This is a genomic window from Geobacillus sp. FSL W8-1251 (assembly GCF_038005945.1).
Classification (GTDB): domain Bacteria; phylum Bacillota; class Bacilli; order Bacillales; family Anoxybacillaceae; genus Geobacillus; species Geobacillus stearothermophilus.
This window is the reverse complement of the sequence record NZ_JBBOUF010000001.1, coordinates 74325-91870: the sequence shown is the minus strand read 5'-3', so window position 1 is coordinate 91870 and position 17546 is coordinate 74325. Positions and strand designations below refer to the sequence as shown.

The following is a 17546-nucleotide window of genomic DNA, read 5'->3' as shown; positions in this document are numbered from 1 at the left end:
ATCATCACCGTCTGTATTGTATCACGGACGGAGCAAAAGATAAACGACTGATTCGTACGGACGCAGGTCGATGCGGCGAAAATCGTCCGGTGAATCCGGATAGTTGGACAGCAGCCGCTCTCCCTTCCAACCGTCCATTTCCGCTTCTTTTGGCAGCACGAACGTCGTTTTGACCGGATAAAAGTTGTTGACGACAAGCAGCTTCTCCTTCTCCCCATGGCGCATGTAAGCGAAAATGTGCGGATCGTCCTCCAAAAGCAGTTCGTAGCGCCCGGTTGTGATGATGTCGTATTGCTTGCGCAGGGAAATTAACCGCTTATAATGGTAAAAAATTGAATCGGGATCGGCAAGCGCCTGTTTCACATTAATGCGCCGGTAATTGTCCGCGACGCGAATCCACGGCGTCCCAGATGTGAAGCCGGCATGAGCGCTGTCATCCCATTGCATCGGTGTGCGCGAATTGTCGCGCGACTTCCGCTGCAAAATGTCCAACACCTCTTGCTCACTTTTGCCTTGTTCAAGCAAAATCCGGTACATATTGAGCGACTCGACGTCGCGGTAATCGCGGATATCGGTGAATTTCGGATCCGTCATGCCGATTTCTTCGCCTTGGTAAATGTATGGCGTCCCTTGCATCAGATGGATGGCCGTCGCTAGCATTTTCGCCGACTCTTTCCAATACGTCCCGTCATCGCCGTAGCGCGAGACGATGCGCGGTTGATCATGGTTGCACCAAAAGAGCGCATTCCATCCCCCGCCTTCGTGCATTCGCACTTGCCACTCCGACAAAATGCGTTTTAACGCGAGAAAATCAAACGGAGCGACGGCCCATTTTTCCCCATTCGGATAATCGACTTTCAAGTGATGGAAGTTAAACGTCATATTGAGCTCCCGGTTTTCCGGGTTTGTGTAACGGATGCAGTGGTCGATCGTTGTCGACGACATTTCCCCAACGGTCATCACATCGTATTTCGAGAATACTTCGCGGTTCATTTCTTGCAAAAATTCGTGGATGCGCGGCCCGTCCGTATAAAAGCGGCGCCCATCCCCCGGTGGAATCGATCCGTCATCGTCCGGAAAGCGCTGGTCTTTGGACAGCAAATTGATGACATCCAACCGGAAGCCATCCACGCCTTTTTTCAGCCAAAAATGCATCATGTCATAAATACGGCGGCGCAGCTCTTCGTTTTCCCAATTCAAATCGGCTTGCGTCACATCGAACAAATGCAAATAATATTGTCCGGTTTGTTCATCATACTCCCACGCCGAACCGCCGAATTTCGACTGCCAGTTGTTCGGGGCGCTGCCGTCCGGCTTCGGATCGCGCCAAATGTAAAACTGGCGGTACGGGTTCGTTTTCGATGCGCTCGCCTGTTTGAACCATTCATGGTCGGTTGACGTGTGGTTGACGACCATATCCATGACGAGCTTCATCCCGCGCGCATGCACCTCATCGAGCAGGCGGTCAAAGTCAGCCATCGTCCCGTATGCATGATGGATGGCGAAATAATCGCTGATGTCATAGCCGTTGTCGCGCTGCGGCGACGCATAAATCGGCGTCAGCCAAATCACGTCAACGCCAAGTTCTTTCAAATAATCGAGCTTTTCGATGATTCCGGGTAAATCGCCGATGCCATCTCCGTTCGTATCCCGGAAGCTTTTCGGATAAATTTGATACACCACTGCTTTTTTCCACCATGGAGTTGTCGACATGTTGATTCACCTCGTCCATTCGCTTACACAATCCGTTAATCGCGGCGCGAAAAAGATAGAAAAAGATGGAGGATGAAAAACATACCATTGGCGTTGGCTTCCAATGGTATATGTCTGATTGATGATTTAGCACATTGTTTTTTTGTCTCAGTAAATCGATCGGTCAATGGGCAGCTTTGCGCACTTTGCCGAACAGAAAGGTGAGCACGAACGGCACGGCAATGGCAATCGCCATTCCGATAAAGAACGGCGTCCACTTTTGCGGCACGATCGACAAAAATCCCGGCAGGCCGCCGACGCCGATCGATGGTGCGATCACCTTATTGATCGTAATAAACATGCCGGCAATCGCCGCTCCGGTCATCGCTGCGATAAACGGGAAACGAAAGCGCAAGTTGACCCCGAACATCGCCGGTTCCGTGATGCCTAAATACGCGGAAACAGCCGACGTAAACGACAAACCGCGCAGCTTTTCGTCTTTGGCGACGAACATCATCGCTAATGCCGCAGAGCCCTGGGCGATGTTCGACATGACCAAAATCGGCCATAGGAACGTGCCGCCTGTGCTGGCGATCAGCTGCAAGTCAACCGGCAAGAACGTATGGTGCATCCCAGTGACGACAAGCGGCGCATAGAGCGCTCCGTACAACAAGCCGCCAATGGCCGGAACGTTGTCAAAAATCGCGACAAACAAATTCGTAATCGCGTTTCCGATCGCAAACGTGACTGGCCCGATGGCAATGAACGCCAAAAATCCTGTCACAAGCAGCGCAAGCGGAGCGACAAGCAACAGCTGGAATGCATCTGGAATGCGCTTGCGCAAAAACCGTTCAATTTTCGCCAACACGTACGAAGCAACCAACACCGGCAGCACTTGTCCTTGATAGCCGACTTTTTGCACCTCAAGGCCAAACAAATCCCAAACCGGAATTTTTCCTTCCTGTTTGGCCGCTCCCCAACCCCAAGCGTTCAGCAAATCCGGGTGGACGAGCATCAAGCCAAGGACAATCCCCAAGAGCGGGCTGCCGCCAAATTTCGTCACTGCCGACCAACCGATCAAGCCCGGCAGAAAGACGAATGCCGTATTGGCGATCAAGTTGATCATGTTCGCCAAATCGGCCCATTCTTGGTGCACGTCGACAAACGACTTGCCTTCGTAGAAAATGCCTGGTCCGGTAAGGACGTTGTTAATCCCCATCAACAAACCGGCCGTGACGATCGCCGGCAAAATCGGGATGAAAATGTCAGCCAGCGTCTTAATGGCGCGCTGCAGCGGATTGAGCTTCGCTTCGGCCGCATCTTTAATGTCCTGCTTTGTCGCCCGGCCGATGCCCGTCAGCTCGACAAGGTCGTTGTACACCTTGTCGACAAGTCCTTGGCCGATGACAACTTGGAACTGGCCATTGGCCGAAAACGAACCTTTGACGACATCGATGCGCTCGAGCGCCTCTTTATCGACTTTTCCTTCGTCCTTAAGCGCAAACCGAAGCCGGGTCACACAATGCGTGGCGGCAACGATGTTCTCCTTGCCGCCGATGGCTTCAACAATTTGCGCAGCTTCCTTTGTATAAGCCCCCATACGAAATTCCTCCCTTTCTTTCAACCCCCGATTGTGTTGAATCGCTGTCAGCAATCGGTTACAAAAAACTTGTATATACAACCTGACTTTATTCTATCCTGTATATACAAGTTCGTCAACGGTTTTTGGATCAAAAACGAGCAATTTCGACAAGAATTGTATATTTGTTTTCTAACTTTCACTTCTTTTGTTATGTTTTGTCAAGCGGCAGGAAAATCAACGACCGAGTAGGAAAATAAAACATAACGCAAATCAATGCCAAAAGACGAGAAAGGATGAGGAAATGCGATGAAAACCTATACACTCCGCGAAGCAGCGAAAAAAATCGGGACGACCGCCCGCGACTTGAAACAGTGGGAAAAGCAATTCACTCAATGGATCACCGTTCCCCGCACCAGCCAAGGGGCGCGCATTTATACCGACGAGCTGATCCATCGATTTCGTCAAATCCGTATGTTGCTCGAGGAAGGCCGCCATCCGCGCGAAATCGCGGATCTCATCACCCAGATGAACGGGCGGCCCGCCGATCCACCTGCTCCGGTGGAACCCGATGTGATGGAAGGGGAAATTATTGACGTGCCCCGTTTGTTGCGCCATGGGGCCCCGTACATAGCAGAACAGCTCGTCGCCCGCGTAAAAGACGAGCTCGTCGACGCCGTCAAGCGCGAGGCAGCCGACACCATCCAACAGGCGATGAGGGAGGTCAAAGGGCAACTCGACCACCTCGGCGAGCAGACGAGCGCTGCGGCGGAAACCGTGCGCCGCTCCCTTCAAGACTACCAAGAAGCGTGGCAGCAAAAAACCGAGCAGCTGCACGAACATTTGGAAACGGTCGTCGCCTTTTGCCACGAAGAAAAAGCGAGGCAAGAACAGGAGCGAAAACAGCTCGAACAGCGCATTATCGAGCGGGAAAAAGCTTTCCGGGAACTGGTGCTTTCCTTTCGGCAAACAGCAGCCAACACCAACGCCGGCCGCTCCCGGACGAACAAATGGTGGAAGTTTTGGTAATTCCCGAATGGAAAGGCCGCAATCGAAAAAGGGGCTCCATGAAAAGGAGCGCCCTTTTTCGTTCCCTATTTTGTTGATCAATCTCCAACATGGGCTTGGCGGCAAACAAACGCTGGTTTGAAAGCGCGGGGCTTTCGCCCGCGGTTTTCCGCCCTCAAACAACGCGCGCCGACCGGCAGGCACATCCGAACGGTCCGCCCTCATCCTTCTTCTCCTTTGCCAATCCCCTTCGCCGGTTCTTTCCAGACGTCCACCACTGCTCCCGCTTCATCCGTATCGATGACAAACGAGCCGGTGGCGTAGCGGTCCGACAAGCGAAGCGACGCAGTCTCCACCATCTCCGTCGCCCCTTTTTCCGTCCGCAGCCCGACCGTCCCCTCGCTCTCGCCGACCAAAATCGCTCCGGCCACGCAGTGCGGGTTTGATTTCACTTCGCGCACGATTCGCACACCCCGCTTGGCGCGCGAGGATGGCTCAAACTCGCCTAGCGCCATTTTTTTCACCGCCCCGCGCTGCGTCGCGACAACGAGAAAACCGCGGTCTTCAGGGCGAAGCGGGCAGGCGGCGGCGACAAAGTCTCCTTCTTTTAGTTGAATCCCTTTCACCCCGGCAGCGCGCACGCCGACCAGGCTGATTTCTTCTTCGGCAAACAAAAGTGCATAGCCATCATGCGTCGCCAGCCAAAGGAGGCCGCGGCCGTCCGTCGCATAGACGGCGGCGACCTCATCATCGTCTTTCACATGGACCGCAACAAGCGGGCGCGTGTAGCGCTGCACTTGGTATTGGGAAAGCTCGGTCCGTTTCACCATCCCTTGCCTCGTGACGAAGACGAGCTGTTCGTCCGTCTCAAACGAGGAAACAGGGACAGCGGCGATGAGCTCATCGTCGCGTTCCAGCGGAATCAAGCTTGAAATATGCTGGCCGACCTCTTTCCAGCGGATGTCCGGCAGCGTATGAACCGGGCAATACAAATAATAGCCGCGGCGGGTGAACAGCAAGAGCACATCGGTCGTATTCATCTCGAGCTGGGCGAGCAGACGGTCGGTCTCCTTCATGCCGATGTCCTGACCGTTCGATGCGCTGTACGAACGGTAGCTCGTTCGTTTCACGTATCCTTCCTTTGTCACGGTCACGATCACATCTTCAGCCGGAATGAGCGCTTCAACGTTCACTTTCAGCTCTTCGATCTCCTCTTCAATCGCCGTTCGCCGCTCGTCAGCATATTGCTTTTTCATGGCCTTCAATTCTTTTTTAATGACCGACAACAGCTTGTTCTCATCGGCCAACACCGCGCTCAGCTCGGCGATCGTTTTGTCGAGCTCTTCCGCTTCCTGCCGAAGCGCGGCGATATCGGTGTTTGTCAGCCGGTAAAGCTGAAGCGTCACGATCGCTTCCGCTTGCGCCTCGGTGAACCCGTAGCCCGCCATCAGCCGATCTTTCGCATCGCGCTTGTCACTCGACGCCCGAATCGTCGCGATCACCTCATCCAAAATCGAGAGCGCTTTGATCAACCCGTCGACAATATGCTTCCGCTCGTTCGCTTTTTTGAGCTCAAAATGCGAACGGTTCGTGACGACGTCCTTCCGGTGGGCGATGTAGGCATCCAACAGCTCCGGCAAGCTCATCAGCTTCGGCCGGCGTTCATGGATCGCCACCATGTTGAAGCTGTATGGCACTTGCAAATCGGTGTTTTTGTATAAATAGTTAAGGATCGCCTCGGCATCGGCGTCTTTTTTCAGCTCGATGACGATCGACAGCCCGTTCCGGTCCGTTTCATCGCGGACGTCAGCAATGCCGTCGAGCTTTTTGTCCAAACGAAGCTCGTCAATTTTTTTCACCAAATTCGCCTTGTTCACTTCATACGGCAACTCCGTGATGACAATCTGCTTTTTCCCGCCTCTCGCCTGCTCGATGGCGGCTTTGGCGCGGATGATGATTTTCCCGCGGCCGGTCTCATACGCCTTGCGGATGCCGTCTTTCCCCTGGATGATGCCGCCGGTCGGAAAATCAGGGCCGGGAAGGACGGTCATCAGCTCCTCAACCGTGCAATCCGGCCGGTCAATCCGCATCAGGACAGCATCGATCACCTCGCCGAGCGCATGCGGCGGAATGTCGGTCGCATAGCCGGCCGAAATCCCGGTCGAGCCATTCACCAACAAGTTCGGAAACATCGCCGGCAAGACGGTCGGCTCCTCCGTCGTATCGTCAAAGTTCGGCACAAACGCGACCGTTTGCTTGTCAATGTCGCGCAATAACTCAGCGGCGATCGCCGACAAGCGCGCTTCCGTGTAGCGCATCGCCGCCGGCGGGTCGCCGTCGAGGCTGCCGTTGTTGCCATGCATTTCAATCAGCACGTTGCGCAGCTTCCACTCTTGGCTCATCCGCACCATCGCTTCGTACACTGACGAGTCGCCATGCGGATGAAAATTGCCGATCACGTTCCCAACCGTTTTCGCCGCCTTACGAAACGGTTTATCGGCCGTGTTGCCATCGATGTACATCGCATACAAAATGCGGCGCTGCACGGGCTTCAGCCCGTCGCGCGCATCGGGCAGCGCCCGGTCTTGGATGATGTATTTGCTGTAGCGGCCGAAGCGGTCGCCAAGCACGTCTTCTAACGGCAATTCCAACAATCGCTCTGCCATCATACCTCTCCTTTCCTACAAGACATCGGCGCAATCATGGCGGCGTCTTTTCGCACCGCCATCAGCCGATCCACCCTGGCTCTTCCTCAAGCCCAAAGGCAACATGCGTTTCAATCCATTTGCGGCGCGGCTCGACTTTATCGCCCATCAGTGTCGTCACCCGCCGCTCGGCGCGAGCCGCATCTTCAATGCGCACGCGGATCAACGTGCGCGTTTCCGGATTCATCGTCGTTTCCCACAATTGATCGGCGTTCATTTCGCCAAGCCCTTTGTAGCGCTGAATCGTATAGCCGCGGCCCATTCGTTTCGTGATTTCCCGCAATTGCTCATCCGTCCATGCGTATTCGATGACTTCCTTTTTGCCGCTTTTTTTGCTGATTTTATAAAGCGGCGGCAAGGCGATGTACACTTTTCCCGCTTCAATGAGCGGACGCATGTAGCGGTAAAAAAACGTCAAAAGCAGCACTTGAATATGGGCGCCGTCCGTGTCGGCGTCGGTCATAATGATCACTTTGTCGTAGTTGACATCATCGAGCGAAAAATCAGCGCCGACGCCGCCGCCGATGGCGTGGATGATCGTATTGATTTCCTCGTTTTTCAAAATATCGCCAAGCTTCGCCTTTTCCGTGTTGATGACTTTCCCGCGCAGCGGAAGGACCGCCTGGAAGCGGCGGTCGCGCCCTTGTTTCGCCGAACCGCCCGCCGAATCGCCTTCGACCAAATACAGCTCGTTTTTTTGCGGATTGCGCCCTTGCGCCGGCGTCAGCTTGCCGCTTAAGAGCGCCTCTTTCCCTTTCCGCTTTTTGCCGCTTCTCGCCTCTTCGCGCGCTTTACGGGCCGCTTCACGCGCCTGATAGGCCCGGATCGCTTTCTTAATGAGCATCGCGCTTACGTCCGGGTTTTCTTGCAGAAAGTACATGAGCTGCTCGGACACCACCGCATCGACGGCCGAACGCGCTTCGCTCGTTCCGAGCTTTCCTTTCGTCTGCCCTTCAAACTGAAGCAAGTGCTCTGGGATGCGCACCGAAACGACCGCGGACAATCCTTCGCGAATATCGGTTCCTTCCAAATTTTTATCTTTTTCCTTGAGCAAACCGACACGGCGGGCGTATTCGTTAAAAACGCGCGTCATCGCCGTTTTCGCACCCGCCTCATGCGTGCCGCCGTCTTTTGTGCGCACGTTGTTGACAAACGACAGCACGTTTTCCGAATAACCGTCATGAAACTGGAACGCAAACTCGACTTCAATGCCGTTTTGCTCGCCAGCAAAATACACAACCGGGTGGAGCACATCTTTCTCCTCATTCAAATAGGCCACAAACGCTTCAATCCCGTTTTCGTAATGGAACACCTCCCGCATGCCGGTCCGTTCGTCAACGAGTTCGATTTTCAACCCTTTCAGCAAAAACGCCGATTCGCGTAGCCGTTCACTCAATGTTTCATAATCGAAGACCGTCGTGCTGAAAATCGTTGGGTCCGGCTTAAATTGAATGATGGTTCCGGTTTTGTTCGTTGTGCCGATTTTCTCTAGCGTCGTCACCGGTTTGCCTCCATGCTCAAACCGCTGCCGGTACATGAAGCCGTCGCGATGAATCGTGACGACCAGCCATTCTGATAAGGCGTTGACAACCGACGCCCCGACTCCGTGCAGGCCGCCGCTCGTTTTATAGCCGCCCTGGCCGAACTTGCCCCCGGCATGGAGCACCGTCAAAATGACTTCCGGCGTCGGCTTGCCAAGCTTATGCATCCCGACCGGCATGCCGCGCCCTTCATCAAGGACGGTGATGCTGTTGTCTTTATGTATTTGCACCAAAATGTAATTTCCATATCCGGCCAACGCTTCATCGACCGAGTTGTCGACGATTTCATAAACAAGATGATGCAACCCGCGGCTGTCGGTGCTGCCGATGTACATCCCCGGCCGCTTCCTCACCGCCTCAAGCCCTTCTAACACTTGAATGGCATCTTCGTTATAGTCATGTATCGCTTGCTTTGCCACAAGCCCACCCCTTTCTGCCAAAACAAGAACATCTGTTTCTGTTTTATTGTATCATAAAATGACCAGCTGTCCATTGTCTTTTGACACCGCTTGACAAAATCGGACAACGGCGCCTGAAAAACGAAAGGACCATCTTAGAGAAGATGGCCGTTTCGTCAATGGCGCGCTTTGCCTGTTACGGGCGTTTCGTGAGCGCGTGTTCTACTTTAATGCAGCGATCCATAATCACCGTATAGCCTTTTTCCTTTAAAAACGCGTATGCTTCTTCATTGATGACGCCAAGTTGCGCCCAAAATACGTCCGCATCGATTTGCACAAACTCGCGGGCGAGCTCCGGTAAATGTTCGGAACGGCGAAACACATCGACGATATCGACATGTCCTTCGATATCCGTCAGTTTGTCGACCGCTGGAATGCCTTCCCATTCCTCGATCATCGGATTAACCGGAATGATTTCGTATCCGGCGTCTTTCATCGCCTTCGCCACCATATACGACTCGCGCTCGGGATTGTTGGACAAGCCGACAACGGCAATCCGCTTCGCCTTGCGCAAAATGTCGCCGATTTCTTCCCGGCTTGGGTTGACAATGGGCATCGGGTTTCCTCCTTCCCTCTTTGGTTTTGCAGTACTTGTTTCGCGATCGAGAAAGAAAAATCCTTCTATGAGACAGAAAATGGTTTAGCCCTTTTTAACATTGTGCAACAAACGCTAAAACTTTCCCGAACGAAAAATCGAGTAAAGCAGCCAACCAAAAAGAAAAGCGGACACACCTAATCCGATTTCAACAGCAGGAATTTTCCATAGCAGCATCGACTGCCGTCCGAACGATGAAGCGATCATCATGCCAGCCATGACGATGCTCCACGAAAGAAGAACGATGCTAATGGACAGTCGGTTCGTAATCTGATCGAGCTTCTTTAGCAGCGTTTCCAAATCAGGCGCCGTGATTTCCAATCGAAGCTTGCCATGCCGCATCATTTTCGTCCATTCCTTTACGCTGTCCGGCAAGCGAAGCAGCCATTCACCGTAGTCGAAAATCCGTTTCCACGCCGTTTCCGCCACCCGGTCAGGCCGAAGACGCTCTTTCATCAGCTTTCTCCCAAACGGTTCGGCCACATCCATGATGCGAAACTGCGGGTCAAGCGTCTCCACGACCCCTTCGACCGTCAACAGCGCTTTCCCTAACAGCGTCAAATCGCTTGGGATGCGAATGCCATGGCGAAATGCCACCGAAAGCAAATCCTCGACGGCTTCCCCAAGACTGATCTCACCGAGCGGGACGCGGTAGTATTTCTCCCGCAACTCGTCAATATCATCGCGCAATTTTCCTTCATCGACTCCGTCAGGAACAATTCCTAAACCGTAAATCGCACCCAACACCCCATCCGTGTTTTGCCGCATTAAGGCGATGATGAGTGAAGAAAGATGATGTTTGACATGAGGTCGAAGGCGGCCCATCAAGCCAAAGTCAATGAAGGAAAGCGTTCCATCGTCAAGAACAAATACATTGCCAGGATGAGGGTCGCCATGAAAAAATCCATGCTCAAACATTTGTTGAAAGGTTGCTTCAGCCAAACGCTCGGCGATCGTTTTTAAGGAGTGGCCGTTCGCTTTCAACCGCTCGATCTCCCCGAGTTTGATCCCTTCGACATATTCCATCGTGAGCACTGTTTTCGTCGTATAATCCCAAAACACCTTCGGGACATACACCGACGAATCGCCGGCAAACTGCCGTGCAAACCGTTCCGCATGGCGCGCCTCGACTGTATAATCCAGCTCCTGCCGTAATGAACGCGCCAGTTCATCGACAATCTCAGACAATTGGTAAGTTGCCGCCCAATCGAGACGGCGTTCCGCCAGCACGGCCAAATCTTGCAAAATTTCCAGATCCGTCTCCACCCGCGCAGCGATGTGCGGGCGCTGCACTTTCACCGCCACGGCCTGTCCGGAAGGAAGAACCGCCCGGTGCACTTGTCCAAGCGAAGCGGCAGCGAGCGGCATTTCCTCAAATGAACGAAAGAGTGTTTCCAGCGAACTTCCAAACTCCGCTTCGACAATCCGGCGGACATCGGCAAACGGAAACGGCGGAACTTGGTCTTGCAGCTTTTCGAGCTCACTGATGATCGGAGCGGGAATCAAATCCGGCCGTGTGCTAGCAATTTGCCCGAGCTTCACGAACGTCGGGCCGAGCTCCTCGAGCACAAGGCGGAGCCGCTCCCCAACCGTTTTTCCTTCCTTTTTCCCTTGCTCCGCTCTCCATCGCGGCGGCAACGCAAGAAACGACGAAAAGCCGAGCTCATCGACGATCATCCCGAATCCGTGCCGAAGCAAGGAGGCGGCGATTTCGTGGTACCTTCCGATATGGCGCACCCGTTTTCCGATCATCGAGACATCTCTCCTAAGGCGGTAAAAAGCGAGCGGACAGGCCGCATCGGTTTACTGCCCGCTTTGTTCCTTTTCTTCAAGACGGCGGATTCGCTCCTCGAGCTGCCGCACGTCTTCTTTCGTCGCCAAGTCGAGTTTATCGATCACCTGCTTGATTTGCTCGCGTACAAGCCGCTGTACTTCCGCTTTCCGCGCTTCGGTTTGCTGCTTCCATTGATCGATCACTTCCTTCGATTCATCAAGCGACAACTCTCCTTTTTTGACCAACTCATCGATCAATTTTTCCGCTTGTTCTTTGCTGGCGATCGCAAGCCCAAGCCCGAACGCCAATCCTTTTTTCAAAATGCTCATCCTGTTTTCCTCCTTTCCTTCTTTCCCCTGAATCCGTGACAGCAGCTCATCAAAAGCACCGGAAAACGTAATCATATCAAGGGTTTAGCCCAGTTTCGGATGTTCACTTATTGAGTGAAAAGCAAAAAGTGTGATATTTGTTGATTTATCAAGCTTTCTCAGCAGTTTGAACGCGTTTTTATCACGGATTCAGGTTTCCTTTATAGTACCATTATTTGGCGGGGCATGTCGAGCAAGCGGCCAAAGAGGAAAATGCGGAAGGTGTTTTCCGTTCGAACCTAGCGTTGCATATCCCACTTCTCGATAAGGAATCCTATCGATGGGCTATCCATTCGTGCAAGGAGGGAGTTCCCATGGCAGAGGAACAACTGCACTACGGAGAAGACTATCGTTTCATACCTGCGACGTCAGCAGCGAGCGGCCTCGGAGTCAGCGTGCTGCCCGATTTGTACTACCATACGATCCAAATCGTGAACATTTGCCTTGTCGGCCGCCCGGACGACCGCGCGTTTGTATTAGTCGACGCTGGCATGCCGGGATCAGCCGATGACATTGTTTCAGTCGTGGAAGACCGCTTTGGCAGCGGCAGTCGCCCGCAAGCCATTGTTTTAACCCACGGCCATTTTGACCACGTTGGAGCGATTGTTGAGCTTGTCAAGCATTGGAATGTCCCGGTGTATGCCCATCCGGCTGAACTGCCGTATTTGACTGGAAAGGCGAGCTATCCTGAACCTGACGCTTCCGTCGAGGGCGGCTTCATCGCCAAAATATCACCGTTTTTCCCAAATGAACCGATTCAACTGGGCGATCGCGTTCATCCGCTGCCAGAGAACGGCACCGTTCCGCACTTGCCGGAGTTCCGCTGGATCCACACACCGGGGCACACGCCAGGCCACATTTCGTTATTTCGGCCGCGCGACGCCGCTTTAATCGCCGGCGACGCGTTCGTCACCGTCCGCCAAGATTCACTGTATAAAGTGTTGACCCAACAAATCGAAATCAGCGGCCCACCGCGCTATTATACCATCGATTGGCGCGCCGCCCGCGAGTCGGTGCGCAAGTTAGCCGCACTCTTTCCGTCAGTCGCCATCACCGGACACGGTGCTCCTGTCGCCGGCAAAGAGTTGCGTGAAGGGTTGACAAAACTCGCCCGTAATTTTGACCGTATCGCTACCCCTGATTATGGGAAGTACGTCCATTAGGCAAACGGACTATCGTTCCGTGAACGGCTTCTAGTTTTGTTTGAAGCGGAAGTTTCTCTGCTAAAACCACTTTCAAGTAAAAACCAAGGGAGGGTGTCTGAACGGGGGCACCCTTTCGTTGACATGTGAAAGTTAGAGGATTCTCCATGGAGATGGTAGAGCACATTATGCCTTTAGCGACAACGCAAAAAAGACGACAAGAATCATTCTTGTCGTCCATCATAAGTGATGGGCCTAAGTGGACTTGAACCACCGACCTCACGCTTATCAGGCGTGCGCTCTAACCAGCTGAGCTATAGGCCCGCTTATAAGAAATAAAAATGGAGGGGGACGGATTCGAACCGCCGAACCCAAAGGGAGCGGATTTACAGTCCGCCGCGTTTAGCCACTTCGCTACCCCTCCGTAATCGTGATGCCGACTGCAGGACTCGAACCCGCAACCTACTGATTACGATTCAGTTGCTCTACCAATTGAGCTAAGTCGGCATAAAATAAATGCAAGAAGGTGGCTTATTGTTGTGATCTGTGCCTCTTCCTCTACAAGCTGTTTCGAGGAAGCAGGATGCGTCGAGGCAACTCGAAGCCGACTCGACGAAGCAGCTGCTCGTCTCTACCAATTGAGCTAAGTCGGCATGATAGAAGTAGACCGTGACTCCTTGGCTTCTGTTGTGTCCCTTCCTCTCCCAGCCAATTCGAAGACGCTGGATGCGTCGGGACAACTCGAAGCAAATTCGACGATGCAGATGCTCGTCTCTACCAATTGATCTAAGTCAATATTTATGGCGGAGGAGGAGGGATTCGAACCCCCGCGGGCTGTGACACCCCTATCGGTTTTCGAAACCGACCCCTTCAGCCAGACTTGGGTACTCCTCCATAACTGTTTGGAGCGATGCGGTCGAGAGGACTTGAACCTCCACGGGGTTGCCCCCACTAGGCCCTCAACCTAGCGCGTCTGCCATTCCGCCACGACCGCATACAATGGAGCGTAGGGGATTTGAACCCCTGACCTCTTCGCTGCCAGCGAAGCGTTCTCCCCCTGAACTAACGCCCCATGATGGTGGAGTATACTGGGATCGAACCAGTGACCCCCACGCTGTCAACGTGGTGCTCTCCCGCTGAGCTAATACTCCACGTTCTTTGCCTAGCAGCGACCTACTCTTGCAGGGGCGCTGGCCCCAACTACCATCGGCGCTGGAGGGCTTAACTTCCGTGTTCGGGATGGGAACGGGTGTTTCCCCTCCGCTATCACCACTAGGCAATGGCGACAAGTATTATTATAAGGGAATTGAGCTTATTGTCAAGGACTTTTTTTCATTCCTTCAAAACTAGATAACCGTTTCGGGAAGAAGCCGGGGCGCCTCCGCTTTTCTAGGTTAAGCCCTCGATCGATTAGTATCCGTCAGCTCCACGTGTCGCCACGCTTCCACCTCGGACCTATCGACCTCGTCATCTTCGAGGGATCTTACCCGCCTGACGCGGTGGGAAATCTCATCTTGAGGGGGGCTTCACGCTTAGATGCTTTCAGCGCTTATCCCGTCCGCACATAGCTACCCAGCGGTGCCCCTGGCGGGACAACTGGTACACCAGCGGTGCGTCCATCCCGGTCCTCTCGTACTAAGGACAGCTCCTCTCAAATTTCCTGCGCCCGCGACGGATAGGGACCGAACTGTCTCACGACGTTCTGAACCCAGCTCGCGTACCGCTTTAATGGGCGAACAGCCCAACCCTTGGGACCGACTACAGCCCCAGGATGCGATGAGCCGACATCGAGGTGCCAAACCTCCCCGTCGATGTGGACTCTTGGGGGAGATCAGCCTGTTATCCCCGGGGTAGCTTTTATCCGTTGAGCGATGGCCCTTCCATGCGGAACCACCGGATCACTAAGCCCGACTTTCGTCCCTGCTCGACCTGTCCGTCTCGCAGTCAAGCTCCCTTGTGCCTTTGCACTCTCCGAATGATTTCCAACCATTCTGAGGGAACCTTTGGGCGCCTCCGTTACCTTTTGGGAGGCGACCGCCCCAGTCAAACTGCCCGCCTGACACTGTCTCCCACCCCGATCAGGGGTGCGGGTTAGAATTTCAATACCGCCAGGGTGGTATCCCACCGGCGCCTCCACCGAAGCTGGCGCTCCGGCTTCCCAGGCTCCCACCTATCCTGTACAAGCGATACCAAAATTCCATATCAGGCTGCAGTAAAGCTCCACGGGGTCTTTCCGTCCTGTCGCGGGTAACCTGCATCTTCACAGGTAGTATAATTTCACCGGGTCTCTCGTTGAGACAGCGCCCAAGTCGTTACACCTTTCGTGCGGGTCGGAACTTACCCGACAAGGAATTTCGCTACCTTAGGACCGTTATAGTTACGGCCGCCGTTTACTGGGGCTTCGGTTCGCACCTTCGCTTCCGCTAAGCGCTCCCCTTAACCTTCCAGCACCGGGCAGGTGTCAGCCCCTATACGTCGCCTTTCGGCTTCGCAGAGACCTGTGTTTTTGATAAACAGTCGCTTGGGCCTTTTCACTGCGGCTCGTTCGGGCTCTTCACCCAAACGAGCACCCCTTCTCCCGAAGTTACGGGGTCATTTTGCCGAGTTCCTTAACGAGAGTTCTCCCGCGCGCCTTAGGATTCTCTCCTCGCCTACCTGTGTCGGTTTGCGGTACGGGCACCTCTTCCCTCGCTAGAGGCTTTTCTTGGCAGTGTGAAATCGGGGACTTCCGGATGACTCCGTCGCCATCACCGCTTGGCCTTACAATCCGCGGATTTGCCTACGGATCAGCCTTGCGGCTTGGACAGGCTCTTCCAGCCGCCTGCTCGCCCTATCCTCCTGCGTCCCCCCATCGCTCAAACGGGAAGGAGGTGGTACAGGAATCTCAACCTGTTGTCCATCACCTACGCCTTTCGGCCTCGGCTTAGGTCCCGACTAACCCTGAGCGGACGAACCTTCCTCAGGAACCCTTAGGCTTTCGGCGCAGAGGATTCTCACCTCTGTTTTCGCTACTCATACCGGCATTCTCACTTCTAAGCGCTCCACCAGTCCTTCCGGTCTGGCTTCAACGCCCTTAGAACGCTCCCCTACCGATGACCAACGGTCATCCCGCAGCTTCGGCGGCACGTTTAGCCCCGGTACATTTTCGGCGCAGAGTCACTCGACCAGTGAGCTATTACGCACTCTTTAAATGGTGGCTGCTTCTAAGCCAACATCCTGGTTGTCTTTGCAACTCCACATCCTTTTCCACTGAACGTGCACTTTGGGGCCTTAGCTGGCGATCTGGGCTGTTTCCCTCTCGACCACGGATCTTATCACTCGCAGTCTGACTCCCGGGCATAAGTCGTTGGCATTCGGAGTTTGACTGGGTTCGGTAACCCGATGAGGGCCCCTAGCCCAATCAGTGCTCTACCTCCAACACTCTCCATCCCGAGGCTAGCCCTAAAGCTATTTCGGGGAGAACCAGCTATCTCCAAGTTCGATTGGCATTTCACCCCTACCCACACCTCATCCCCGCACTTTTCAACGTGCGTGGGTTCGGGCCTCCAGCCGGTGTTACCCGGCCTTCACCCTGGACATGGGTAGATCACCTGGTTTCGGGTCGACGACGACGTACTTTTCGCCCTGTTCAGACTCGCTTTCGCTGCGGCTCCGCCTCTTCGGCTTAACCTCGCACGCCATCGTCACTCGCCGGTTCATTCTACAAAAGGCACGCCATCACGCATGAACGCGCTCTGACTACTTGTAGGCACACGGTTTCAGGTTCTCTTTCACTCCCCTTCCGGGGTGCTTTTCACCTTTCCCTCACGGTACTGGTGCACTATCGGTCACTAGGGAGTATTTAGCCTTGGGAGATGGTCCTCCCTGCTTCCGACGGGATTTCCCGTGTCCCGCCGTACTCAGGATCCGCTCGGGAGGGAACGAAGTTTCGACTACAGGGCTGTCACCTTCTCTGGCCGGCCGTTCCAGACCGGTTCGTCTACCCCGTTCCTTTCTCACTCCCACAATGAGCGGTCCTACAACCCCAAGAGGCACGCCTCTTGGTTTGGGCTGTTCCCGTTTCGCTCGCCGCTACTCAGGGAATCGCGTTTGCTTTCTTCTCCTCCGGGTACTAAGATGTTTCAGTTCCCCGGGTGTGCCCTCCATGCCCTATGGATTCAGGCATGGATACTGCCCCATTACGGACAGTGGGTTCCCCCATTCGGACATCTCCGGATCAACGCTTGCTTACAGCTCCCCGGAGCGTTTCGGCGTTTGCCCCGTCCTTCATCGGCTCCTAGTGCCAAGGCATCCACCGTGCGCCCTTTCTAGCTTAACCTACAGCGCTCTCGGCTTCTTCCTTATTGTCTAGCGTCGGCTCGCCGCCGCTCGGGGTCAAATAACCTTCGCCTTCCGGGTGCAAGCACCCTTGCGGGCGAAGAACATTTGCCCATCGCGGCGAAACACTCGCCTCCGCTTTTCCGGTTATCTAGTTTTCAAGGAACAAGCAACTGCTTTTAGTCTTTGAGTCGTTTTTTGACTTCTTGACAGAGGAATCTGGATTTTCCAAATTCACTCTCAAATGCTTTATTAATATATCATTTTTTTGTGATGGATGTCAAGCCTTTCATTCAAACTCCCGAGAATACCATCACAAAAATCACAAGACTTTTCATAACAAACATTTTTCATAGTAACAATAAAT

General features: G+C 54.0%; 9 protein-coding genes, 7 tRNA genes and 2 rRNA genes. 2 read left to right on the top strand and 16 right to left on the bottom strand.

Annotation, left to right across the window (positions count from 1 at the left end):
- Positions 1-21: 21 nt before the first annotated feature.
- Entirely contained in the window at positions 22-1713 is a 1692-nt protein-coding gene (gene treC, locus NSS88_RS00445; protein WP_047818402.1) for an alpha,alpha-phosphotrehalase, read from the bottom strand.
- 163 nt (positions 1714-1876) lie between these two features.
- Positions 1877-3292, bottom strand: a complete 1416-nt coding sequence (treP, locus tag NSS88_RS00440) for a PTS system trehalose-specific EIIBC component (RefSeq protein WP_055359016.1) — start codon at positions 3290-3292, stop codon at positions 1877-1879.
- A 288-nt stretch (positions 3293-3580) separates the two neighbouring features.
- Here treP and NSS88_RS00435 point away from each other — a divergent pair, with 288 nt between their 5' ends.
- Positions 3581-4300 carry a MerR family transcriptional regulator gene (locus NSS88_RS00435; protein WP_033014107.1) on the top strand — a complete coding sequence of 240 codons (720 nt, stop codon included), beginning with the start codon at positions 3581-3583 and terminating at the stop codon, positions 4298-4300.
- A gap of 200 nt (positions 4301-4500) precedes the next feature.
- Here NSS88_RS00435 and parC read toward each other — a convergent pair whose 3' ends face one another.
- From parC to NSS88_RS00410, 5 genes are all read right to left on the bottom strand, one after another.
- Positions 4501-6945 carry a DNA topoisomerase IV subunit A gene (gene parC, locus NSS88_RS00430; RefSeq protein ID WP_055359015.1) on the bottom strand — a complete coding sequence of 815 codons (2445 nt, stop codon included), beginning with the start codon at positions 6943-6945 and terminating at the stop codon, positions 4501-4503.
- A gap of 61 nt (positions 6946-7006) precedes the next feature.
- Positions 7007-8944, bottom strand: coding sequence for a DNA topoisomerase IV subunit B (gene parE / locus NSS88_RS00425; RefSeq protein WP_061580965.1), 1938 nt, complete (start codon positions 8942-8944; stop codon positions 7007-7009).
- A gap of 175 nt (positions 8945-9119) precedes the next feature.
- A complete protein-coding gene (locus NSS88_RS00420) occupies positions 9120-9539 on the bottom strand; it encodes a CoA-binding protein (protein ID WP_049625221.1) in 420 nt (139 codons plus the stop codon).
- Positions 9540-9653: 114 nt separating this feature from the next.
- Complete coding sequence (locus NSS88_RS00415) at positions 9654-11330, bottom strand: ABC1 kinase family protein (protein ID WP_061580964.1); 1677 nt, start codon at positions 11328-11330, stop codon at positions 9654-9656.
- Between the two features lie 51 nt (positions 11331-11381).
- Positions 11382-11681, bottom strand: a complete 300-nt coding sequence (locus NSS88_RS00410; protein WP_033014101.1) for a phasin family protein — start codon at positions 11679-11681, stop codon at positions 11382-11384.
- A 353-nt stretch (positions 11682-12034) separates the two neighbouring features.
- Here NSS88_RS00410 and NSS88_RS00405 point away from each other — a divergent pair, with 353 nt between their 5' ends.
- Complete coding sequence (locus NSS88_RS00405) at positions 12035-12883, top strand: MBL fold metallo-hydrolase (protein ID WP_061580963.1); 849 nt, start codon at positions 12035-12037, stop codon at positions 12881-12883.
- A 229-nt stretch (positions 12884-13112) separates the two neighbouring features.
- On the opposite strand, the gene NSS88_RS00400 is transcribed toward NSS88_RS00405, so the two are convergent.
- The 9 genes from NSS88_RS00400 to NSS88_RS00360 all read right to left on the bottom strand — a co-directional run bounded on the left by NSS88_RS00400 (position 13113) and on the right by NSS88_RS00360 (position 17180).
- Positions 13113-13186, bottom strand: a tRNA-Ile gene (locus NSS88_RS00400).
- An 18-nt stretch (positions 13187-13204) separates the two neighbouring features.
- Positions 13205-13286: transfer RNA gene (locus NSS88_RS00395), tRNA-Tyr, on the bottom strand.
- 10 nt (positions 13287-13296) lie between these two features.
- A tRNA-Thr gene (locus NSS88_RS00390) sits at positions 13297-13369 on the bottom strand.
- Between the two features lie 294 nt (positions 13370-13663).
- Positions 13664-13756: transfer RNA gene (locus NSS88_RS00385), tRNA-Ser, on the bottom strand.
- A 17-nt stretch (positions 13757-13773) separates the two neighbouring features.
- Positions 13774-13856, bottom strand: a tRNA-Leu gene (locus tag NSS88_RS00380).
- A gap of 6 nt (positions 13857-13862) precedes the next feature.
- Positions 13863-13934, bottom strand: a tRNA-Ala gene (locus NSS88_RS00375).
- Between the two features lie 4 nt (positions 13935-13938).
- A tRNA-Val gene (locus tag NSS88_RS00370) sits at positions 13939-14013 on the bottom strand.
- Positions 14014-14022: 9 nt separating this feature from the next.
- Positions 14023-14139: ribosomal RNA gene (gene rrf, locus NSS88_RS00365) — 5S ribosomal RNA — on the bottom strand.
- A gap of 113 nt (positions 14140-14252) precedes the next feature.
- A 23S ribosomal RNA gene (locus NSS88_RS00360) occupies positions 14253-17180 on the bottom strand.
- Positions 17181-17546 lie beyond the last annotated feature (366 nt).